The sequence below is a fragment of the Saccharopolyspora erythraea NRRL 2338 genome (assembly GCF_000062885.1).
Lineage (GTDB): Bacteria > Actinomycetota > Actinomycetes > Mycobacteriales > Pseudonocardiaceae > Saccharopolyspora_D > Saccharopolyspora_D erythraea.
Genome location: NC_009142.1, coordinates 6,730,894 through 6,751,019, shown reverse-complemented (window position 1 = coordinate 6,751,019; position 20,126 = coordinate 6,730,894). Strand labels below are relative to the sequence as shown.

24 protein-coding genes are annotated in these 20,126 nt (G+C 67.1%); 18 read left to right on the top strand and 6 right to left on the bottom strand.

The features are described from left to right. Positions 1-58 precede the first annotated feature (58 nt). The 6 genes from speB (at position 59) to SACE_RS38040 (ending at position 6,815) form a co-directional block, all read left to right on the top strand. On the top strand, positions 59-1,060 hold the full coding sequence (gene speB / locus SACE_RS28840; RefSeq protein WP_011874915.1) for an agmatinase: 1,002 nt from the start codon (positions 59-61) through the stop codon (positions 1,058-1,060). A gap of 151 nt (positions 1,061-1,211) precedes the next feature. Next, positions 1,212-2,639 (top strand): aldehyde dehydrogenase family protein, encoded by a 1,428-nt coding sequence (locus SACE_RS28835; RefSeq protein WP_009943663.1) that lies wholly within the window; start codon positions 1,212-1,214, stop codon positions 2,637-2,639. Positions 2,640-4,002: 1,363 nt separating this feature from the next. Further along, positions 4,003-4,821, top strand: a complete 819-nt coding sequence (locus SACE_RS38050) for a hypothetical protein (RefSeq protein ID WP_143538251.1) — start codon at positions 4,003-4,005, stop codon at positions 4,819-4,821. A 64-nt stretch (positions 4,822-4,885) separates the two neighbouring features. Then, positions 4,886-5,545 carry a hypothetical protein gene (locus SACE_RS38045; RefSeq protein ID WP_143538250.1) on the top strand — a complete coding sequence of 220 codons (660 nt, stop codon included), beginning with the start codon at positions 4,886-4,888 and terminating at the stop codon, positions 5,543-5,545. Next, complete coding sequence (locus tag SACE_RS28830) at positions 5,542-5,889, top strand: hypothetical protein (RefSeq protein WP_009943665.1); 348 nt, start codon at positions 5,542-5,544, stop codon at positions 5,887-5,889. Before SACE_RS38045 ends, SACE_RS28830 begins: the two co-directional genes overlap by 4 nt. Before the next feature lie 152 nt (positions 5,890-6,041). After that, positions 6,042-6,815, top strand: a complete 774-nt coding sequence (locus SACE_RS38040) for a phosphotransferase (protein WP_143538249.1) — start codon at positions 6,042-6,044, stop codon at positions 6,813-6,815. Here SACE_RS38040 and SACE_RS28825 read toward each other — a convergent pair. Both SACE_RS28825 and SACE_RS28820 read right to left on the bottom strand, forming a co-directional pair. Then, complete coding sequence (locus tag SACE_RS28825; protein WP_009943666.1) at positions 6,766-7,890, bottom strand: JmjC domain-containing protein; 1,125 nt, start codon at positions 7,888-7,890, stop codon at positions 6,766-6,768. The two genes, SACE_RS38040 and SACE_RS28825, sit on opposite strands and share 50 nt — an antisense overlap. A gap of 550 nt (positions 7,891-8,440) precedes the next feature. Beyond that, positions 8,441-8,626, bottom strand: a complete 186-nt coding sequence (locus tag SACE_RS28820; RefSeq protein ID WP_009943667.1) for a hypothetical protein — start codon at positions 8,624-8,626, stop codon at positions 8,441-8,443. A 377-nt stretch (positions 8,627-9,003) separates the two neighbouring features. On the opposite strand from SACE_RS28820, the gene SACE_RS37005 reads away from it, so the two are divergent. The 12 genes from SACE_RS37005 to SACE_RS28770 all read left to right on the top strand — a co-directional run bounded on the left by SACE_RS37005 (position 9,004) and on the right by SACE_RS28770 (position 16,660). Continuing rightward, positions 9,004-10,269 (top strand): helix-turn-helix domain-containing protein, encoded by a 1,266-nt coding sequence (locus SACE_RS37005; RefSeq protein WP_231849827.1) that lies wholly within the window; start codon positions 9,004-9,006, stop codon positions 10,267-10,269. A gap of 356 nt (positions 10,270-10,625) precedes the next feature. Then, a complete protein-coding gene (locus SACE_RS28810) occupies positions 10,626-11,114 on the top strand; it encodes a hypothetical protein (protein ID WP_029621428.1) in 489 nt (162 codons plus the stop codon). Next, a complete protein-coding gene (locus tag SACE_RS28805) occupies positions 11,114-11,446 on the top strand; it encodes a hypothetical protein (RefSeq protein ID WP_009943672.1) in 333 nt (110 codons plus the stop codon). Before SACE_RS28810 ends, SACE_RS28805 begins: the two co-directional genes overlap by 1 nt. Continuing rightward, positions 11,439-11,807, top strand: coding sequence for a WhiB family transcriptional regulator (locus SACE_RS35800; protein ID WP_011874912.1), 369 nt, complete (start codon positions 11,439-11,441; stop codon positions 11,805-11,807). Before SACE_RS28805 ends, SACE_RS35800 begins: the two co-directional genes overlap by 8 nt. 98 nt (positions 11,808-11,905) lie before the next feature. Next, positions 11,906-12,064 carry a hypothetical protein gene (locus SACE_RS38035; protein WP_009943674.1) on the top strand — a complete coding sequence of 53 codons (159 nt, stop codon included), beginning with the start codon at positions 11,906-11,908 and terminating at the stop codon, positions 12,062-12,064. 19 nt (positions 12,065-12,083) lie between these two features. Next, complete coding sequence (locus tag SACE_RS28795; RefSeq protein ID WP_009943675.1) at positions 12,084-12,323, top strand: hypothetical protein; 240 nt, start codon at positions 12,084-12,086, stop codon at positions 12,321-12,323. Next, a complete protein-coding gene (locus SACE_RS38030) occupies positions 12,320-12,493 on the top strand; it encodes a hypothetical protein (protein ID WP_009943677.1) in 174 nt (57 codons plus the stop codon). Before SACE_RS28795 ends, SACE_RS38030 begins: the two co-directional genes overlap by 4 nt. A gap of 162 nt (positions 12,494-12,655) precedes the next feature. Beyond that, on the top strand, positions 12,656-12,904 hold the full coding sequence (locus SACE_RS28790; RefSeq protein WP_011874911.1) for a hypothetical protein: 249 nt from the start codon (positions 12,656-12,658) through the stop codon (positions 12,902-12,904). 11 nt (positions 12,905-12,915) lie between these two features. Then, on the top strand, positions 12,916-13,104 hold the full coding sequence (locus tag SACE_RS28785; RefSeq protein WP_009943679.1) for a hypothetical protein: 189 nt from the start codon (positions 12,916-12,918) through the stop codon (positions 13,102-13,104). A gap of 76 nt (positions 13,105-13,180) precedes the next feature. After that, complete coding sequence (locus tag SACE_RS28780) at positions 13,181-14,611, top strand: FtsK/SpoIIIE domain-containing protein (RefSeq protein WP_143538247.1); 1,431 nt, start codon at positions 13,181-13,183, stop codon at positions 14,609-14,611. A 139-nt stretch (positions 14,612-14,750) separates the two neighbouring features. Continuing rightward, positions 14,751-16,484 (top strand): replication initiator, encoded by a 1,734-nt coding sequence (locus tag SACE_RS28775; RefSeq protein ID WP_009943681.1) that lies wholly within the window; start codon positions 14,751-14,753, stop codon positions 16,482-16,484. After that, on the top strand, positions 16,481-16,660 hold the full coding sequence (locus SACE_RS28770) for a hypothetical protein (RefSeq protein ID WP_009943682.1): 180 nt from the start codon (positions 16,481-16,483) through the stop codon (positions 16,658-16,660). The genes SACE_RS28775 and SACE_RS28770 overlap by 4 nt, the downstream gene beginning before the upstream one ends. A 20-nt stretch (positions 16,661-16,680) precedes the next feature. Here the strand turns inward: SACE_RS28770 and SACE_RS28765 are convergent, their stop codons facing one another. From SACE_RS28765 to SACE_RS28750, 4 genes are all read right to left on the bottom strand, one after another. Next, positions 16,681-18,219, bottom strand: a complete 1,539-nt coding sequence (locus SACE_RS28765; RefSeq protein ID WP_081468248.1) for a recombinase family protein — start codon at positions 18,217-18,219, stop codon at positions 16,681-16,683. Between the two features lie 58 nt (positions 18,220-18,277). After that, on the bottom strand, positions 18,278-19,165 hold the full coding sequence (locus tag SACE_RS28760; RefSeq protein WP_009943685.1) for an aminoglycoside phosphotransferase family protein: 888 nt from the start codon (positions 19,163-19,165) through the stop codon (positions 18,278-18,280). 152 nt (positions 19,166-19,317) lie between these two features. Then, positions 19,318-19,605, bottom strand: a complete 288-nt coding sequence (locus SACE_RS28755) for a DUF2631 domain-containing protein (RefSeq protein WP_009943686.1) — start codon at positions 19,603-19,605, stop codon at positions 19,318-19,320. A 244-nt stretch (positions 19,606-19,849) separates the two neighbouring features. Next, positions 19,850-20,122, bottom strand: coding sequence for a GlsB/YeaQ/YmgE family stress response membrane protein (locus tag SACE_RS28750; RefSeq protein WP_009943687.1), 273 nt, complete (start codon positions 20,120-20,122; stop codon positions 19,850-19,852). Between the last annotated feature and the right edge of the window lie 4 nt (positions 20,123-20,126).

Below are 20,126 nucleotides of genomic sequence, written 5' to 3'. Positions count from 1 at the left end.
GCTCGCACTGCCCTCGAGCGCAGCGGACCCGATCCACGATGTCCGAACAGGAGTGACCATGACCAGGCTCGGCAACATGCACGGCCCCGACTTCACCTACCTCGGGGTGCCGAAGGCCGACCTCGACGACGAATCCACCTACTCCGACGCCGACGTCGTCATCATCGGCGCGCCCTTCGACGGCGGCACCGGGCACCGCTCCGGCTGCCGGATGGGCCCGATGGCGATCCGCGGCTGCGACTACCTGCCGCACGACGGCTCCCGGCCGCACCTGTCGCTGCGGGTGGACCCGTTGCGGGAGCTGAAGATCGTCGACGTGGGCGACGTCCTGATGCCCGCGGGCGACACGGAGAAGTCCCTGGAGCGCATCGGCGAGGCGGTCCGCAAGGTGTGCGCGGCGGGTGCGGTCCCGGTGTGCATCGGCGGCGACCACACCATCGCGCTGGCCGACATCACCGGCGTCGCCCGCCACCACGGCTGGGGACGGGTGTCGGTGGTGCACTTCGACGCCCACGCCGACACCGGCGACATCATCCACGGCGAGCTGGTCGGCCACGGCACGCCGATGCGGCGGCTGCTGGAGTCCGGCGCGTGCCGGGGCGACCGGTTCCTCCAGCTCGGCCTGCGCGGCTACTGGCCCGAGCCGGAGACCCTGGAGTGGATGGCCCGGCAGGGCATGCGCTGCTTCGAGATGGCCGAGATCGTCGACCGCGGCCTCGACGACGTGCTGACCGAGGCGTCGCGCATCGCGCTCGACGACTGCGACGGCGTGTTCATCTCCGTCGACATCGACGTCGTCGACCCGGGCATGGCACCGGGCACCGGTACCCCCGAGCCCGGCGGCTTCACCTCGCGCCAGCTGCTCGACTCGGTGCGCAGGCTGTGCCTGGAGCTGCCGGTGGTCGGTGTCGAGGTGGTGGAGGTGTCCCCGCCGTACGACCACGCCGACATCACCGCCGCGCTCGGCAACCGGGTGGTGCTGGAGGCGCTGTCGGCCATCGCCGCCCGCCGCCGGGGCGAACCGGTGAACCCGGCGCGTCCGCTGCTCGAAGGCCGCTGACGGTCGGAGGCGCGCGGGCGGGCGGACCGCCCGCGCCCATGGCCAATGCGTACAACCGGCCCGCGCCGGGATGGACGGATTGGCACTGCTGGTGCGCGTGCCGCGCTCGTAGCGTCGCAGGCGCAGGAACGGACCGAGGAAGGAAACGCCCATGGTCACCGGGTACTGGATCGCCGGCGAGGCCGCGACGAGCGACGCGACGTTCGAGGTGCGCCACCCCTACGACGGCTCCGCCGTCGCCACGGCGTGCTACGCCACCGACGCCGACGTCGAGCGCGCCGTGGCCGCCGCGCACGCGTGCCGCGGCGAGTTCGCCGCGCTGCCCGCGCACGCCCGCGCCGCGGCGCTGGACCACGTCGTGCGACGGCTGGGCGAGCGCGCCGCCGAGATCGCAGACCTCATAACCGCCGAGAACGGCAAGCCGGTGTTCTGGGCCCGCGCCGAGGTCAACCGCGCGATCTCGACCTTCCGCTGGGCCGCCGAAGAGGCCCGCCGGTTCTCCGGCGAGCTCCAGCGCCTGGACACCGACCCCGGCGGCACCGGCCGGATGGCCCTGGTCCGCCGGGTGCCGCGCGGACCGGTGCTGGGCATCGCGCCGTTCAACTTCCCGCTGAACCTGGTCGTGCACAAGATCGCCCCGGCGCTGGCGGCGGGCGTGCCGATCGTGCTCAAGCCCGCGCCGAAGACCCCGCTGTCGGCGCTGGTGCTCGGCGAGATCCTGGCCGAGACCGACCTGCCCGCCGGTTCCTGGTCGATCGTCACCACCACCAACGAGAAGGCCGCCGAGCTGGTCGCCGATCCCCGGCTGCCGGTGGTGTCGTTCACCGGGTCGGGCCCGGTCGGCTACGGCATCCAGGCCGCGGCCCCGCACAAGCACGTGACCCTCGAGCTCGGCGGCAACGCCGCCGCGGTGGTCTGCCCGGACTGGACCGACCTGGACTTCGCCGCCGAGCGCATCGCCACCTTCGCGATGTACCAGGCGGGGCAGTCCTGCATCTCGGTGCAGCGCGTCTTCGCCCACCGCGACGTATACGACGAGCTGGTGGCCCGCGTCGTCAAGTCCGTCGAGGCGCAGGGCACCGGCGACCCGCGCGACGAGGCCACCAGGGTCGGACCGCTGATCGACACCGCCGCCGCGGAGCGGGTCGAGCAGTGGGTGGACGAGGCCGTCGAGGCGGGTGCCCGCGTGCTCACCGGCGGCGTGCGCGAGGGCAGCACCTACGCCCCGACGGTGCTGGCCGACGTGCCCGCGGACGCGAAGGTCTCCTGCGAGGAGGTCTTCGGGCCGGTGCTGACCATCGCGCCGGTCGACTCGGTGGACGAGGCGTTCGCCGAGGTCAACGCCTCCCGGTTCGGCCTGCAGACCGGCGTGTTCACCAAGGACCTCCAGACGGCGTTCCGCGCGTCGGCGGAGCTGGAGGTCGGCGGCGTGATCGTCGGCGACGTGCCCAGCTTCCGCGCCGACCAGATGCCCTACGGCGGGGTGAAGGAGTCCGGCGTGGGCCGGGAAGGTGTCCGCGCGGCGATGACCGACCTCACCGAGGAGCGCGTCACCGTGCTGACCGGCATCCGCCTTTGACGAAGCTCCCTGGCCGGCCCTGACAGGCCTGCGCCGCGCACCGGCCACAACGCGCGGCGCAGGCGTCACCGGCTCAAGGCTGCCTTTGGACTCGCTCTGCGAGGCGGTGCCGGTTGCGGGGGTGGGCCAGGCGGTAGGCGATTTGTTCACCTACTTGTGACCTGGGCCGATGTTGGCCTGCCATTCTGCCGTGCCGTCTGTGGAGTCTTCGACTCCAAGGGTGGGGCCTTCGTTCTCATCCCGTCGACCTGGCGCCAGCCCTACCGGCCGGATCAAGGGGGCACCCTCTCGCCAGCGGTGCGGCGACGGTGCCAGGTGCCCCCTTGATGCGGCTGGTAGCCCTCGGGGAGGTCGTCGGGATGAGAACGCGCCCCGCCCGGACCGCAGCCGCCGTTGCGCATCTCATCCCGGAGACCTGCCGGGGGGCTGGGGGCGGCGAGCGCCCCAGAGGCATAAGGGCACACCGTAGGTCGTTATGGTGCGGGGCGTGTCATTATGGGGCATATAATCGCCTTGTACTTGGCCGTGTATCACCGCTGTAGCTATGGCGTAGCACTGCGTTGTAGCACATTCCTGGTGAAACGGGTTGGGCCCGTCCCGCGTCGCTAGTTGACACCGAACGGGCCCAACGTGGGGTCACGACAGAACGTCCTGCAAGAGCTGTGCCAGGCTCAGGACGATCTGGATCGCGGCCATCAGGTGCCCGGGGTTCACGGGGACGCGTCTCCGCTGTTCCCCGGGCTTACCTTCTACTTGCTCTCCTTCGGACATGTATCCCCCTGTTAGACGCTGGTGCGTCTGTCAGGTGCCGACTGACAGGGATCGACCTGCGGGTGTCGGCAGCCCCGGCAGGCCGCGCGAACCTGCCGGAGTCAGGGAAATAGCCCCAGGAGAACCACCCGCGTAGGGCGAGTGGTGACGAGATCGTATCGAAGCTCTACGAGAGCATGGCTAGGCGCTTCCTTGCTAGGGGTCGGGTGTTCGCGGTCTGTGCGCGAAGAGGGCTGGGTGCGCTGCTCGTTACGTACCTTGCGCTCCCCGAGCCGGCCAGAGGGGATTCCGCGGTGAGAGTCGTCGCGACCCGGGCGTTTCGCACCGTTGTACGGCGTGGTGCTCATCCCCCTGGGGGTGTCCTGGCAAGCGGCTGTCCGGGGTGCGCGGGCGCGGTCGGCCGCCAGGCCGCAGGCGCAAGCCCGCGCGGGGCCCCGGACGGGCGCCGCCTTGGCGGCGCCCCTTGAACCTGTAAAGCCAAGTTCGGCAACTAGTGCTTCAACTCTAGTACCGCACTCCACAATAGACTTATTGACAGCGCAAATATGTAGCCGCGTCGATCTGCTTGGCGAACGTGAGTAAGCTCTGGCGCATGCTATCGCTCTTGACGCCGCCGGTACTGGCGCCATCGGCGCCATTGCCAACGGCAGAAATCAAGTGGACAGAAATTCTCAGTTCCTGTGCAGCACTTGCCTCTGCGATAGTGGCAATGGTCGCCGCCTTCTTTGCGTATAAAGCATATACGAAGCAATCGGGACAGCTAAAGTTGGCCCAGGATAATGCACTGCGCTGGCATGCGTCGATGTTTACCTCATGGATCGAATGGGCACCGGAAGCAATCGATGACGATACACCCCCAGAGCTTGCAATTTCTCGCCAGCTACATTTCCGCTACATCAATCCTTCGCCACTGCCGTTCTTCCAAGTCTATGCTGAAACAACACTGAGATCTCTAACGCACAATGTCGACATTGTCGTTAGTCAGTACTTTGGAGTACTTGATCCAGTGGGGCATGCAATACCTGCGCCGCCTGCTACAACAAACACCACGTTTTCTGGATTAAAGGATGACGCATGCACGGTTGAAATCGAAGACACATTTCCTCGCCATCTTGGAACGGAAGATCAAATCCGCTCGTGGCTTACCAGTCGCACAGAGGTCTACTTTACGGACTCTTCGAACGTGCGCTGGTGTCGTCAGGGATACGGAAGATTGGAGAGGATCGAGGAAAGTGAAGATCTTCGCATGCTTGCGGAACTAGCAGTACCTGGCAACAAAGGCGGCAATTTTAAAGTTGCCGATGGACGCGCTATCCGGGAAAGGATTAAGCGTCAGCGAAAGCAAGCGAATGCCTGGACACAGCAAGAGACAGAAGAGAAGATTCACTCAAGAAGGAATGTGCAAATATAAACCAATGTTGAAAGGCCTATTGGGGTCTCGGGTATTTCTGGCAATGCTGACGTAGAGGGTGGGCATGTCGGTTGACGACATTGCGCAAAGCTTAGACGTAGCTATAGGACACCTTCCGATTAAGAAGCTAGACGAGGCGGTAACCCTCATCGGCGAAGCTTTAGACGCTTTGAATTTGGTGGCGTCCGACAGCAACGATCCGGACATTGCGGAGGTCTTGTTGTCCTGGCAACAATCCGCAGTAGCTATCGGAAACTCTGCCACCCTCTGTGTCGAGTTCCGGAAGCGGGTCGAGAGATACAAGTCTGAAACGCTGGGCGTCACAGGCGCGGTCAATCCGGGCGAACCGCGAGCGCCCGAAACTGACTCCGCTAAGCCGCAAGGGCGTGCTCTTATAGACCGGGAGAAGTTCAAGTACTTCTTCGGAAAGGTTAAATCCGGTAGGCACAACACCGCTAGGTCGCGGCAGTTGATCACAGAGTTGAATGGCATTCGAATATTCGACACGCCAGCTGGTCGCGGCGCGTTGCGGCGTCACCTGGAGGACGTAGTAAGATCGGATGCGAACATCATTCGTACCTACACGGATGAGTTTGGAACCTACCAGATTCGAGATTCTCTCCTTGCTGGGCCTGGGGGGTTCTTGCAACTGGAAACCGCGTGGCAGGTTACCCCGCAAGGCTTGCGACTCACTACGATCATCCCAAGGAGGGGTAGAAAATGACCGACGTGCTAAGTGTTCCGGACGAGCAGGAATTTCTCAATGAGTTCGGCGAAGCGCCACAGGTGCAAGATGAGCCGTGGATTCGCTCGATTTCCATCAGTTCCGATAATGGAACCCTAGAGTTGAGCTTCGATAGCCACGAGAGATCCATTCGATTCGAATGGCGCGATGACGATGATGTACTGTGGGAGTTCTTTAGGGAAACAGCAACCTCGCTCGTGATTCGAAATGAGGGCGGTGAGACGTACTTCGTCGTCAGCTTCGAATCCGCGGAACTCTCCGGAAATCTTGATGTGCGGGTGTACCCGAAGATCGCGATCAAGGACGTATCGCTGCGCGACTAGGCGCACTTCGTTGTGACGTGGCTCAGCGGGGCAGGCACTGTCGCTTCGGTACGGCACAGCTACACGTCTTGATAGGGGGTCGTAGTCTTTCGTTCGTGACGACACCGGGAACGGCAGTGCTTGATCTCCGCAGGGACTCATACACACATGCGGTGGAGCGTGTTGAGCAGGCGTTGCGCGTGAAGCTGCAACAAGATTCGTTCGTGGTGAAGCGACGCACGGTCGGTGCACGGTCTGATCGCGGGACGTGGGTTCGGATCGAGGTTCAACCGGCGGACGTCTTCGGCACGCGTGGCTGGGGCGGTATCGCCTCGTCGGTGCAGTTGCTCGGGGTGTCGCGGCCTTCGTGGTTGTGCTCGTTCGACTGGTTCGAAGGTCGGTTCCGCTGGCGGGCGGACGAGACTGAACTGATCTCCGCACGTCCGGTTTCGGAGCGGGCGTGTGTAGACGCCGTGCCGGTGCTTCCAAAGGCGTGGTGGGAGACGTTCAACCGCTCGCTCGACGCACTCCGGTGGCACTTCCCGGATCACTCGGCTACCCGCCACACCGCACTGCTGACGCAGCGGCGCATTACACGGCTGATCACGTCCATGTTCGGCGAGGTAGACACGGTGGTGCCCGAGTGGTGCGCAGTGCATGGTGATCTGTCGTGGGCGAACCTCACCGCGCCAGAATGTGTGTTCCTGGATTGGGAAGATTGGGGGCGGGGCCCGGTCGGATTCGATGCGGCCTCATTGTGGGCGCTCTCCCTGCCGGTACCGGAGTTGGCCGACCGCATCACCATCGAACGCGCTTCGGACTTGGCGACGCGGTCGGGCCGTATCTCCTGGCTTTACCAGTGTGCCGGGCTACTCGATACGGAGACTGACCCGGTGTTCACCGAGCCAGCGCGCCGTCAAGCTGCGCGACTTCTTGCTGAGTGGTGATCTCGGGGACGAGACCGGCGTATCCGTCGGCCAGCTCGGGCGTGACTTCGGCGCAGATTTCTTCGGACAGCAGCACATCGACCAGTTCGGTCATGTCGTCGCCGAACACTTCGCGCATGACGTCAACAGAGACAGGGCGTCCGGACAACAGGATTTCCAGCGCGGGGCGCGCCGAGCCGTCGATAGTGATCCCCTTCCCGGCTGCGCGTACCACCACGTCGTTCCCGTCCTGGGTGATCCGGGGCTTGCGGCTGGTGATGCAGACGACCGAGAAGGGAGTCCCGAACAGCCCGTGCGTCCGGATGTGCCGTTCGGGCACAGAAGCCGTCAAGTGGTCTTCTGTGAACCTCACGGGTGCGTGGTCGCTGATGAACCTCGGCAACATGTCGACCAACGCGGCCATGTTGGCGGCGATGTCTCCGGCGTCAAGGTCCCTTCGGAAGGTGGCAGTCTTGCGCGCTTGATCGGCGACCCAGGTGAGCCAGTCAATGCCGGTACGTCTGGTGAAACCGAACGTTAGGTGCAGGCTGTAGCCGTCTCCATGGGTGGCGCGGGTCGCCTGGTGCCAGTGCCCGCGCGGGATAAGCATTACGTCGCCAGCATTGAGAGTGCCTGTCCACAGAGTCTTTTCAGGTGCGGCGAGGTTCGGATCCGAATCTCGAAACATCGGGTACGCACGGGAGGTGGGGCGGACCTCCCACGTCTTTGCCCCGGCGACTTGGACCACGATCACATCGTGGTCGTCCCAGTGCAGGCAGAACCCGCCGGACTCTCCGGTGGTGAGATAGGCGTTGACCTGCACTCGTTCGTTCAGTTCCCACTGCAAGGCCCGGCACGTGACTTCCATTGTCGGGTCGTAGGCTCCGAGGTCGTCCAGAACGAGCGTGCAGCCGTCGCGCAGGTACCGGCTGATTTGGTGCATGTCGGGCATGGGAACCGAGTAGCCACGCCGAATCCGTTGTGGGGTGATGTAATCCTGCTCGCGCAGGTCTGCGCCCCCAACTAGGCAGCGCAAGCGGGGATAGGTCAGGCTGCGGCGCATCACGAGATCCAACAACCGGTACGGGGTCAGCAAGCGGGAACGGAGTCCTGCGTCCCAGAGGTGCCCGCGTGTGAAAGTCGACTCGAAACCACCTGTGATCGCTGCAAGTTCAGAAACGAGCTTGTGTCGCATCGCGTGTCCCTTGCTAAGAGCAGTGCGGGACGCCTCCTTGTGGCGGAGGCGCCCCGCTAGCGGTCAGTGTCCTTGGCCGTCCGAGCCGTCACCGACAGCTCCGTCCGAGGCATGGACCTCGGTGCGATCCTGAATCGCTTGCTCAGTCTCGATCTTCTTAACCAGTGCCATTTGGTCACCTCCCCTCCACGTGTGAGAGTTCGAACCTCCCCCAGAGGTCCGGTGCCTCATGGTCGATGCGGGTGCCGCTCGGGGGCGTGGACGGCACCCGCATCGGCGTCTCGGCAATCGCAGCGGGCACGCTGCGGTTTCCCTCTGGGGCTCGGGTTGGATGCCTGGTCAGGGCTGGCAGGAATGGAGCCAACTACCAGTGCCTTACCCCTGACCAGGCGCGGCCCGGTATCGCGTGGGGGGGTATCGACGGGCGCGACACCGAACCGGGCTTGTGGGCCTAGGCGGCCTGCGCGGTAATAAAGCCCGTGTGCGTCTGTGGCTCGTCCAAGTCCTCTTGCGGCCATTGCGGCGCGTCGTCAACGATCACTGCCATGGCGGCCCGCAACGAAAGGTGCTGAAGCGTCGGCGGGTCGGTGTCGTAAACGCTGATATCAGTTGCTTGCTGGCAGACCTTGCAGGTCACACGCCCGGCGCCATCCGGCGGATGGCGTGTGAGCCTGCGGTGGATTGGCCCTCGTAGGCGGTGACCGCACCATGCGACGGGGCTGCCTCCGCCCGCGGTGCGGTCGACGGCGTGCCACCCAGATTCGTGCACGCTCGCCATCCACGCGAAGTCGAGTTGCATTGCGCTGCCGTCACCTCCTCACTCGCGGCTGTTACCCGCTGTGCTCGAACGATTACAAAGCTAGGAGAGGTGAAGAACGATGAGTGACAGTCGACTGACAGTCAGTGTTGGTGTGCTTGCGCGTTGTATCGCCGTAGGCGTTGCGGCACGTAGGCTGTCGAGTGGCCTTGTTGACCTTCGCCGGGGAGGCTTACATGTCGTCCACAGGTACGGGTGTGTCGATCGGTGAGCGTATCGCCGTGGCCCGTAAGGTCGCGGGCTTGAAACAGCACGTCCTCGCTGCTCGCGCGTCCTACAGCATCAGCATGGTCCGCGCGGTAGAGCAGGGACGCGAGCCGGCATCCCCCGCGTTCGTGGCGGCGGTGGCGAAGGCCCTCGGGGTAGAGACTGAGGAGCTGTACGGGCAGCCATACCGTGAGCTTCTGGATGATGACGGCGGCTTGCCAGGCTTGGCCGAACTTCGCACGGTGCTAGCGGAAGGCGACGACGTTGAAGCTCTTGAGCCGTCTTCGCTCGATGAGCTGGCTACCGAAGTTCAGGCCGTAAGGGAACGGCGCCGTGCGGACCGGTCGCGTGAAGCGATCGCGAGCATGCATGTGCTGCTTAGGCAGATCTACGGCGCCGCCGATCAGGCCACAGGTGATGAGCAGCGGGAACGGGCGTTTCAACTTCTGGCGCTCGGGTTCGGCAATGTTGCGCAGATTGTCTATCGCTACGGCTGGCTGACCTTGGCGAGCCAGGCGTTGGACAGGATGCAAGGTGCCGCCAAGCAGTCTGGAGACCCCAACTTGCTGGCGCATGCCGCCCATCATCGCGCGATGCTGTTGATGTCGCATGCCTCCTACGGCGTCGCGGAGCGGCTGGTGGAACGATCGCTCGACCAACTGTCCGGCCAACCGGACGAAGAGGGTGTAGTGGCCTTGCGCGGCGCTGGCCACCTTAAGGGCGCGATCATCTGCGCTCGGCAAGGCAACGCGGACCGGGCACGGGAGCACATTGCAGACGCTCGGCGATTCGGGGCCATGCTCGGACGCCAGTCGAACGCCTACGACACGAGTTTCGGGCCTGGCAATGTTGAGATTCACGATACGGCCGTGTCTCTGGAAGTTGGCGACCCCAGCCGGGCAGCTCGTGATGGTTCGGCGTTGACTATCCCTGCCGATGTGACGGCGACGCGCGCGGGACACCACTGGCAGGACGTGGCACGCGCTTGGGTGCTGTCTGGCGACCATGGGAACGCCTTGCAGGCATTGACAAGGCGCGGGCGGTCGCTCCGCAGCAGACGCGGTACCACCCGCAGGTGCATGAGACGGCGCGGGCCATCGTGCTGGCCGAGCGCCGGAAGACAGACGGTGTCGCACACTTCGCGGCATGGCTGGGACTCAAGCTCTGAGACACACAGACAGGAACGCGAACTAGGATTCCTAGTTCGCGTTTCTGCTTGTTGGCTTCGCGCAACTAATGAACGCGTAACGACGTAGCGACGCGTTTAGCGCGCGTCTAGTGGTGTTCACTCGTCCGGGTGACGGGCTGGGAATAAATTGCGCGGTGTCGCTCGGATGGAGCAGTTCGCTAGCGATGTTGATCGTCGGGTGCATTGTAGGCGTTTCTTTGTGTCCTTCCTGTGGATAAGTGTGTCCTATTCAAGGACACGCCCCTGATGCGCCTTGTGTGTCATAAACCACTCTCGTTTTGGCTGTTCAAGGGCTTGGCAGGCGGAAGATCGGGGTTAGCTTGGACGCAACCCCGGAAGATCTTCCGCACCGGGGGTGCGGGGTCGGGGGTCTTCCGGGGCCCTTCCATTCCATGTGAGTGCGTCTGCCAGGGGGAGTTTTTTATGGCATTGCCTCGGAATTACCGGTTTCCGGTGGAATTCGCGGATGCGTTTCCGGCAGGGGTGTTGGCCTTGTCGGAAGTGCAGGCGGCGCCGGAACGGCAGTCTCAGCAGGATCGGCAGCGGGGGCGGGTTCCCCGGCAGCGGGTGGATGAGGAGACCCGGCTGCCGGTGTGGCAGGTGACGGTGTCGGACCCGGCTCCGGCTCGGGCTCGTGAGGCTGCGGTGACGGTGGAGATCCTGTCGGCTGATGAGCCGGTGTTGCCGGAGCCGGTGGCGGGCATGGCGATGGCGGTGCGTGAGGTGGAGTTCGTGGGCCTCACGGCTGAGCCTCGGCTTGGGGGTCAGGGCGAGTTCCGGTTCATCACCTTCGTCTACCGGGCCGAAGGGGTGCGCGGTCGCCGCTCGGACTCGGGTTCCGGATCGAAGTCGTCGGGCCGGTCGGGCTCGTCGGGGTCGCAGGCGTCGGGCTCGTCGAGCGGGGGTGAGTGATGGCGCGGCGCTGGGAGGTCGACGCGGCGTTACGGCCCGGTCCGTCGATGCTGGGCGTGTTGCCTCGGGAATGGCTGGTCAGTGGCTCGGACGGTGGCGCGTTCTTCGTGCTGGGCGGTCCGCTGGCGGGTGATCCGGATGTGTTGATCAGCGTGGAACAGGCGTGCGGCGGCGGCCGGGACCTGGGCGAGTCGGTGGCGTGGCTGCTGGCGGAGCTGCTGGCGGCGATGACCTCCGGCAAGGCGCTGGGTGCTGATCTGTCGGAGGCCGAGCGTGCGGACCTGACGTGTCGTCTGCGGATGCTGATGCGGACGGGGCGTGGCGATGGGTGAGGTGTTCCCGCTGGAGATCGCCCTTCGGGGCTTGGCGCTGGTGTTGTGGGGTGCCGGTGAGCGTCCGGAGTGGCACAGCGAAGCGGCCTGCCGGGAGGCCAACCGCGACTGGTTCGGCGATAGCACCAATCCGGCGGAGCGGGCCCGCCGGATCGACCACGCACGGCGGGTGTGCGCCCTGTGCCCGGTGCGGGTGGAGTGCTTGCGGGACGCCGTCGGCTGGGAATCGCGCTCGACGGTCCGGGCGCGTGAGGCGGTCGGGGTGTTGGGCGGGATGTCGGCGGCGGAGCGTCGCGAGTTGTACCGGCGCCTGCCCGGCTTGGTCGGCGTGGGCCAGGAACGACGGCGCCGCCGCTGCTGACGATTCCCGTTGTACGCCAACGAATTTCAGTTCGGAAAGGGGGTGGTGGTGTGTCGTCGGCGTTTTCGGATCGACCGCGCTCGGGGGAAGGGCAGCCGATGTTGATTCCGGCGCCGGAGGTCGACGCGTTGGGGATGTGCACCTTGTGCGGCGTGGAAGAGGAGTTGCACGTCGGCGAGGACGGTCGGGTCAGTGTCCGGGCGTTTCACCGGTCGGCGCTGGGTGGCTATGCCCGGTTCGTGGATGAAGTCGAGTAGTGAGAGGGAGGGATGTGTTGTGGCGGATGCGCACATGGTGACGGTGGCGATCTCGGAGCTGTTGCGGCGGGGCAACGGGTGCGAGGCGGTGACGGCCACGCGTGGGGAGTTCTTCTTTCACATGGCCGCGATGCTGGACCTGGTCGCGGTGGTGTTGGGCGAGCTGCTCGGCGAGCACGCGGAGTTGACGGTGCGGGCGCGGGAGCATGCCGCGCGCTACCGCGAGCACGGTACGGCGATCTTGGGGCCGCTGGCATGAGCGACCCGGTCAACGATGCGGAAGTGGCGTTGTTGGTGGAGCGCATCGCAGCGGCGCTGCGGTGGCAGCAACCCGCCGAAACCTGTCAGGGCTTGGTGGTCGCCCTCGCCTCGCGTGCGGGGTGGGGGCAGGCGCGGCGGCTGCTGCTGGCGCGGGTGCATCGGGCGTGATCCGGCATGCGGCGGTTCTGGTGTGGGAACCGGAAACGCGGCGGTTGGCGGTGGTGTGCCCGCTGTGCGGGGCGCTGCTGGTGTCGGGCTCGGAGCGCGTGGCGGACGTGTTGTGGGAGTCGATGAAAGTGATCAATCAACGTCGGAAAGGGGGTGGTCCTGGTGGCGACGTTTGTGGAGGCGTGGCGAGTGATCACCGATAAGGCGGTGCTCGGCGACACGGCGATACAGGGCGCGCGGATCGTCAAGGCACTGGAGGATGCGGAAGCGGTGTGTCTGCGGGTGTTTCAGGACTGCGGCGAAGGCGTGCCGGAGGTGGAGGAGAGCTACGACCGGGTCCGATCGGTGCTGCAAGGCGTGGTTGGCGGGGTGTTCGTGGCTTCGATCCGGCTGCGGCACCTGGCCGGATAAGGGGGTGCGCGATGGAGTCGGGCGAGTGGGAGCGGCACGCGGCGGAGGTGACCGCCTCGGCCGATGAGGTCGAGACGGTGTCGCGGGAGCTGCGCGAGAGCGGCTGCGATCTCGGGCACGGGGTGGTCCGGGTCGTCTCGGCGTTGCGGGAGTTCGCCGAGGCCCTGAATTCCGCGGGACGGGGGTCGGAGCAGAACTAGCGGTAGGTGCGGCCCCAACTGCGTGCCCTTCGGGGTGGTGGTTGGGGCCGTGCTGTCTCTACACCAAGGGGAAGCGATGGGAGTGCACAGGCGTCGGGGGATGCAGCGGGGGCCGCAGAACAACCCGTGGGAAGCCGGAGGAGGCGCGCACAAACCGACCGATCTCGCGACGGAAGCGGCCGAGCTGATCGAGGCACTAGTCACGGGCGGGTTCGCCTTGGCGGGGTGGTTGGTGCGGCACCCGGTGGTCCTGCTGATCGGCGCGGGCGGGTGGGGGTGGTGGCTGGCCCTGGGCTGGCCATCCCTGACCGTGGCCGCCGGCGCCGTGGGCGCCTGCGGTCTGCTGTGGCGGTGGCGCTGGCCGGTGAGCTTTGAGCGGCTGGTGTGGCGGCGCATCCGCACTGGGTGGTTGCGGATGTGGGTGTATGAGCTGCGGTGGTCTCGGTGGGCTCGCGCCTCGCATCTGGTGCTGTATGACGAGGATTTCGCCGATCCGGTGATTCCGCGTTTGCGGTCGGTGTCGTCGGGGCTGGCGTGGGATGACGTGCGGGTGCGGATGCTGCCCGGCCAGAAAGCCCGGGACTACGAACTCGCGGCCGAAAGCCTGGCCGCCTCGCGCAAGGTGGCGCGGTGCTCGGTACGGGAGATCTCCCCCGGCGTGATCTCGCTGGGCTTCCTGCGCCGCGACCCGCTACAGCATCCGGTGGCGCTGCCGCCCATCACTCCGGTGGCGGGTGAGGTGATGAACCTGGAGCGGGTGCGGATCGGCGAGACCGAGCATGGTCAGCCGTGGCGTGTGCCGGTGCTGGGCTCTCACGTGTTCGGCGCGGGCATGATGGGCGCGGGCAAGGGCTCGCTGATGTGGGGCACGGTGCGCCAGGCGGCGCCTGCGATTGCCTGCGGGCGGGTGAAGCTGTCGATGATCGATCCCAAGGGCGGGATGGAGGCCGAACCGGCAACCGCGCTCTATGACCGCTACGCCCGGGAGGAACCGAAAGACATCGTCGAGGTGCTGACTGCCTGTGTGGACGGCATGAACGACCGCAAGCGCGCCCTACGGGGCGTCACGCGCAAGGTGGCGCCCAGCGTGGAACACCCGCTGCACCTGCTCATGGTCGACGAATTGGCGGCAGTCACCAAGTACCTGGGCGATAAGAAACTTCAGGTGGAGGCCGAACGGTTGCTCGGGCTGCTGCTGACCCAGGGCCGGGCACTGGCCTACGCGTGCTTTGCCTTCGCCCAGGAACCCACCAAGGACATCGTGCCGTTCCGGGGCCTGTTCCCGTATCGGGTGGCGCTGCGGCTGGACTCCCCGCAGCAGACGGACATGGTCCTCGGTGACGGGGCGTGGCAGCGCGGCGCCTGGGCCGACCGAATCGGCGTGTCCACCCCGGGTGTGGGCTACGTGGTCGAAGAGGGCGTGCGCGAACCGCTGCGGGTCCGCGCGGGCTACACCGACGACGCCGAGCTAGACCGCATCGCCGGTGTCTACGCCGCGCCTCGCTAGGGCGCTGGGGCCTGGCGGCCTCTCAAGAGCGGGGAGCGTGTGCCGCCGCACTGGAAACCGTGTGTCTGTCGAGTTGGTACCTCACTGCGGCACACGTTCCCCACCCTCTTCTCACTCATCGACTGTCGGGGGACGAGTGATGACCGAACAGACCACACCAGAGGTAGCCGGGGACGGTCCGGCGCTGCGCAAGATCAAAGGGCCGCGCGGCTGGGACGTCGCGCAAGCCGTCGCCGAGCACGAGGGCGTGTGTGTGCGGCCGTTGGCCATGCGCCAGAGCGACCCGACGACCGGCCGGTCTCGGGTGGTGCCGGTGGCCTGCGGAGCGACCCGGGAAGCGGTGTGTCCGTCCTGTGCGAGGCGGAATCGGCGGCTGCGGTCCGATCAGTGCATGCAGGGCTGGCACCTGGAAGCCGAACCGGTCATCGAACGGCGGGCCCCGGATCGGGAACAGACGGCGTTGATGGGTTACCGCGCCCAGCTCGTCACCCTCGGACGCGAAGCGCTGGCAGCAGGTAAGGCCGACGACGTCGACGACGTCCAGGAAGCCTTAGCCGATGTTGACGCGCAGTTGGCCGAGTCCGGGGTGACCGGCCGATTGCCCGGTGTGGAGCCGGTTCCGGCTCGGCGGGTGCGCTCGACACGGCGGCGAGCCGATGCCCCGGACCTGCCGCGTAGGCGGGTGGAGTCGCGCACGGTCGGGCAGGTGTATGCGGGCCGATACCGGCCGTCGATGTTCGTCACCCTCACCCTGGGTTCCTACGGTCCGGTGCACTCGGCCCGGCGGCGCGGCGGACGCATCGCCCGGTGCGGCTGCGGACGCACCCACACCCCCGATGCGGCGATCCTGGGCACCCCGGTAGACCCGGACGACTACGACTACCGGCGGGCCGCACGGGACGCGGTGCACTTCTCCAAGCTCGTCGATCGGTTCTGGCAGAACCTCCGGCGCGCGGTCGGCTTCGACGCGCAGTACTTCGCGGCGGTGGAGTCGCAACGGCGCCTGGTGCCGCACCTGCATGCCGCAATCCGCGGTGCGCTCCCCCGCGCTCTGCTGCGCCAGGTCGCGGCGGGCACCTACCAACACGTCTGGTGGCCCAAGCATGGAGACCCCGTGTACGGCGGCGACCGGATGCCGGTGTGGGTGCCGGAGGTGGCGGCGTGGTGCGACCCGGACACCCGCCAACCCCTCCCGACGTTCGAGGAGTCCCTTCCCGGGCCGGACGCGGACGGAGACCAGGCGGCGCATGTGGTGCGCTTCGGGGAGCAGATCGACGCACGCGGCATGCTCGGCGGCACCGACGAAACCCGCCACCACGCGCGCTACCTCACCAAGTACCTGACCAAGAGCATCGGGGAGACCTACGCCGACGCGAGCGAAGCACACCGACGGCATGCCGATCGGATGCTGGCAGAACTGGCGATCACGCCGTGTTCGCCGCGCTGTGCGGTGTGGCTGCTGCACGGCATCGCCCCACGCGGTGCCGGTTCGCGTACCCGGCCCGGCACGTGCAAGGGCAACGCGCATAAACGCCACGCGCTCGGGGTCGCGGGCCGCCGCGTGCTGGTCTCGCGGAAGTGGACCGGCAAGACCCTGGCCGACCACGCGGCAGATCGGCAATCCCACGTGCGCGGGATGCTGCACGCGGCTGGCCTCGTCCCACCCGAGTCGTCCGGCCAGAGTTCGGCAACGGGGCGGCTGGTGTGTGAACCGGTCCCTCCCGGCGACCCTGACGTGCCACCCCGTGCGGTGCTGCTCCTGGAAGCGGTGGCCACCCGGCGACGATGGCGCCAGCAGTACGAACAGGCACAAGCCGTGTTGGCGGGAGTCGGCGCGCCGGGCGGGCGGGCGGGGGACGGTGGAGGACCATGACCACGCTCCCGCCGGAGCAAGAGGGCGAGACCCCGGACCGGGCCGATCGGTGGGCGTACTGGCGTCGGGTCAGTGCTGGCATGCCTCCGTTGTCGGCGGACGAGATATCGACGGTGGGTCTGATCCTGCGGCGGATCGACCAGCACGACGAGCCGAACCCTGATCACGAGAAGTGACCAGGGCTCGGCCGGTCCGACTAGGCGGCGGCCTGGACGTGGTCGGCGATCCGTACCCGGGCGGGGTCCCACTTGCGTTTACGATCCTTGATCGCCGGGTCAATCACCATCGTGTGCTGGCCCAGCGCTTGGGTGAACAACGCGCGACGCTCGGCAGGCTCGGCGCTGTCCCACTGCTGGGCGATCACCTCGGCAGGCTGGGCGGCCGTGGGACCCTCCGGGCTCCCACCGGACAGCTTGTCCCGCTCGGCGTAGAGGGCGTGCAGCGACTCGGCCAACGGGGCGTTGGCGGTCTCGAACGCCTTCAGCGTCAGCTCGCGGCGTCCCAGCTTGGCCGCAAGCTCCTCTTGCAGCCGCTCGCACTCGGTGATCTCGGCGGTGACCTCGTCCAGGCGGTCCGAGACCTGGGCGCGAGCGGCAGAAACCGCCTCGGCGAACCGCGAGTCAGACAACCGCGCCACCACGAACGTACGCAATTCCTCGTCCACCCGGCGCATGTCAGCGGCCACCTTGCCGCACCCCCGGCGGTTGGCCGCGCAATAGTACTGGCGAGATTTCGTCCCGTCCGGATACGGCACCCGCGCATACGTCCGCGAGGTCAGTTTCGCACCGCACAAACCGCACCGCAGAATCCCTGTCCCCACATAGGACATGCTGGGCACTCGGCCACGTCGGCGGGCGGCGAACTTCGCACGAAGCCGCTCCCATGTCGACACGTCAATGATGGGGTCTTCAGTACTGGGGCCGACGATGTTTCCGTAATGTTCGATCAAACCCGCGTTACTGGCCCGAAGCATGACGTCTCGGACACCATTCCCGACCCACAACAGACCGGTCGCGGTGGTCAACCCGCGCGCGTTCCAGTCCTTGGCCACTTCCTCCAAAGACTGGACACCCGCCAGCAGCGTCTCGGCGGCGTCGGCGATCGCGCCGCGTTCGGCAGCGACCAACGTGGGCGCTACCTCCGGCCGCTGTGCCCGCTCGTCCAACGGCAGTTCGCTGTCCCCTTCCGGCGGCTGCCAGGTGCGATCCTTACCGGGGCGGCCGAACCGGCGGGGGCCACGATGGGGGATGCCCTTCTCGCGCAACGTGTGCTGGCGGCGCTTGATCCGGCGTTGCGTGTCGTCCGACGACCGGGCCGCGTGCGCGACTTCGATACGCAAGATGAACCGGTCATCGGGATCGGACAAGTCCCGGCGGCCACGCGCCGAATAGATCGCGAACCCCTTATCGGCGAGATCAATCAGCGTCTCCAGATCGCGCGGCTGACGAAACAACCGGTCCGTGTGCCAGATAACGACACCATCCGACAACCCCTGCCGCACCCGATCCAGCAACTCATCCCAACCCGGCCGCCGAACCCCCTTCTTCCACGCCGATATCCCATCGTCGAGTGGCTTACCTAACTCCGCACCCAACCTGTCCAACACCTTCAGGTTGTCCTCGTGCTGAGTCTCCACCTTCTCCCACTCGCCCGTATCCGGCACGCGCGACAAACGCGCGTAAGAATCCAGAACGAGCCGACGACCACCCTGTCCCGTGTTTTTCCTTGTCCCCATGCTTCAATAGTAGTGAAACAAATGGCTATCGGGCCAAGCGGCTGCGCCGCTTAGACGATCAGAGGACGGCTCTCAGCAGGGCGGTGGCGATGGTGACGTCGGACGGCGACAAAGCACGCTTGCCGTCCTCGACGTCCCACAGCGCGTTCTGCAGGACGCGACCCAGCGTCCAGCCCGCGGCGCGCCGCCGGTCGAGGCCCAGCACGTCGGTGAGCAGGTCGAACCGGCGCAGCACCGCGCGCTCCGGGGCGCCGGTCGCGACCACTGCGTCCCACCGGCCCTCCAGCGCAGGCCACAGGTCGAACCCCGGATCGCCTGCCAGCGGTTCGGGGTCGATGGCCAGCCACGGCTCGCGCTGACCGGCGAGGACGTTGTCGTGGTGCAGGTCCCAGTGCAGCAGCCGGTCGCCCGGCTCGTCGACCAGCTCGGCGACGGCGGACGCGCAGGTGCGCAGCAGCCGCCGCTCGGCGATGTCGTGCAGTGCGGGAACGGCGCTGGGCGCTTGGTCGAGCATCGCGGACGCGACGTCGGCCAGCCGGGGCACGCCGGGCGGCGCGGGCGCGGCGACCAGCCTCGCCAGCAGACCGGCGAGGACCCGCGTGGCTGCGGTGTCGTCGGCCACGGCCGACAGTGGCCGGGAGGCGTCCAGCCGCTCGAGTAGCAGGGCGCCGCTGCCGGGGTCGTGGTCCAGCAGGCGCACCGCGCCGCGGCCGTCCCACGCCCGCAGGCCGGCCACCGCGGCGGCGGTGTGCTCCGGCTGGAACTTGAGCACGGCGGGTTCACCTGCCCTGGTCACCGGTAGCACCAGCCCGGCCATCCCGTGCCCGGCCTGACCGTCCGGTCGAAGTTCCCAGCGGTCGGCCAGGTCCGCGAGCAGCCCGGGCAGCGCTGCCGCCCAGTCCGCGCCGTGCGTCGCGACCAGGGCGTCCGGGACGTCGATGCGCATGGGTTGAGCTCTCCTTCGTGAGTCGGCGTGTGCGATGTCACGAAGGGGAGAGGCGGCCCGCGCCCGGGGGACCTGCGCGCCGCGAGCGGTCCGGGCGCGACGAAGGGCCGCCCCGCGCGGGGACGGCCCTTCTCAGCTCTGCGCTCCTGCGCTCAGCGGCGGCGCCAGGAGGTGCGCTTGCGGCGCAGGTCCGCCAGCAGACCGACGACCAGCGCGGCGGCGATGAAGACCAGCCAGCCGTCCTCGGTCTTGAAGCTCGCGCCACCGCTGAGGATGCCCTGGTGGTTGCCGATGAGCATCACCAGCACCGCGAAGACGGAGAACCAGCCGGCGATCTGGGTGCCCTTCGGGAAACCTCCGTGCCAGCCCCAGTCGACCGACGGCTCCTCGGCCGGGTCGATGGCCTGGCTGGGCTTCTTCTCCAGCTCGGTGCTCGCCACGAATGCCCTCCTGTGCAACACCGGCCACCTGGGCCGGAATCCTTGCTCGCGCGACGACCGGTCCGCGCGAAACCCATCCTCGCACACAGCGGGTCGCGGCCCGCAGGCGATCTGGCCTGCGGGCGGTCGCGGACCGGGCCGCGCTCGTCCGAGCGGACCCGTGGTGCGCTGCGCCTGAGCCTTGCGGCAGCTTGGGCGGGCTGCCGCAGAGGCTCCCTCAGGGACCGGCGGTGGCGGCCGGTCGTCAGCCCTTGCCGACGGCCTTGCGGCCGACCACGGCCCGGTAGATGCCCAGCACGATCACCGACCCCAGGATCGCCAGCAGCCAGGTGCTGAGCGACCAGAACCGGTCGATGCCGACGCCGAAGATGAAGTTGCCGATCAGACCGCCCAAGAACGCGCCGACGACCCCCAGCAGCATCGTGACGAGGATCCCACCCGGGTCCTTGCCGGGCATGATGGCCTTCGCGATGGCGCCCACGATGAGTCCGAGCACGATCCACCCGATGATGCCCATGGCT

What these genes read in the sequence shown, in the direction of transcription:
- speB (WP_011874915.1), top strand. Translation starts at nt 59, where the DNA reads ATGACCAGGCTCGGCAACATGCACGGCCCCGACTTCACCTACCTCGGG.
- SACE_RS28835 (WP_009943663.1), top strand. Translation starts at nt 1,212, where the DNA reads ATGGTCACCGGGTACTGGATCGCCGGCGAGGCCGCGACGAGCGACGCG.
- SACE_RS38050 (WP_143538251.1), top strand. Translation starts at nt 4,003, where the DNA reads ATGCTATCGCTCTTGACGCCGCCGGTACTGGCGCCATCGGCGCCATTG.
- SACE_RS38045 (WP_143538250.1), top strand. Translation starts at nt 4,886, where the DNA reads ATGTCGGTTGACGACATTGCGCAAAGCTTAGACGTAGCTATAGGACAC.
- SACE_RS28830 (WP_009943665.1), top strand. Translation starts at nt 5,542, where the DNA reads ATGACCGACGTGCTAAGTGTTCCGGACGAGCAGGAATTTCTCAATGAG.
- SACE_RS28810 (WP_029621428.1), top strand. Translation starts at nt 10,626, where the DNA reads ATGGCATTGCCTCGGAATTACCGGTTTCCGGTGGAATTCGCGGATGCG.
- SACE_RS28805 (WP_009943672.1), top strand. Translation starts at nt 11,114, where the DNA reads ATGGCGCGGCGCTGGGAGGTCGACGCGGCGTTACGGCCCGGTCCGTCG.
- SACE_RS35800 (WP_011874912.1), top strand. Translation starts at nt 11,439, where the DNA reads ATGGGTGAGGTGTTCCCGCTGGAGATCGCCCTTCGGGGCTTGGCGCTG.
- SACE_RS38035 (WP_009943674.1), top strand. Translation starts at nt 11,906, where the DNA reads ATGTTGATTCCGGCGCCGGAGGTCGACGCGTTGGGGATGTGCACCTTG.
- SACE_RS38030 (WP_009943677.1), top strand. Translation starts at nt 12,320, where the DNA reads ATGAGCGACCCGGTCAACGATGCGGAAGTGGCGTTGTTGGTGGAGCGC.
- SACE_RS28785 (WP_009943679.1), top strand. Translation starts at nt 12,916, where the DNA reads ATGGAGTCGGGCGAGTGGGAGCGGCACGCGGCGGAGGTGACCGCCTCG.
- SACE_RS28780 (WP_143538247.1), top strand. Translation starts at nt 13,181, where the DNA reads ATGGGAGTGCACAGGCGTCGGGGGATGCAGCGGGGGCCGCAGAACAAC.
- SACE_RS28775 (WP_009943681.1), top strand. Translation starts at nt 14,751, where the DNA reads ATGACCGAACAGACCACACCAGAGGTAGCCGGGGACGGTCCGGCGCTG.
- SACE_RS28770 (WP_009943682.1), top strand. Translation starts at nt 16,481, where the DNA reads ATGACCACGCTCCCGCCGGAGCAAGAGGGCGAGACCCCGGACCGGGCC.
- SACE_RS28765 (WP_081468248.1), bottom strand. Translation starts at nt 18,219, where the DNA reads ATGGGGACAAGGAAAAACACGGGACAGGGTGGTCGTCGGCTCGTTCTG.
- SACE_RS28760 (WP_009943685.1), bottom strand. Translation starts at nt 19,165, where the DNA reads ATGCGCATCGACGTCCCGGACGCCCTGGTCGCGACGCACGGCGCGGAC.
- SACE_RS28750 (WP_009943687.1), bottom strand. Translation starts at nt 20,122, where the DNA reads ATGGGCATCATCGGGTGGATCGTGCTCGGACTCATCGTGGGCGCCATC.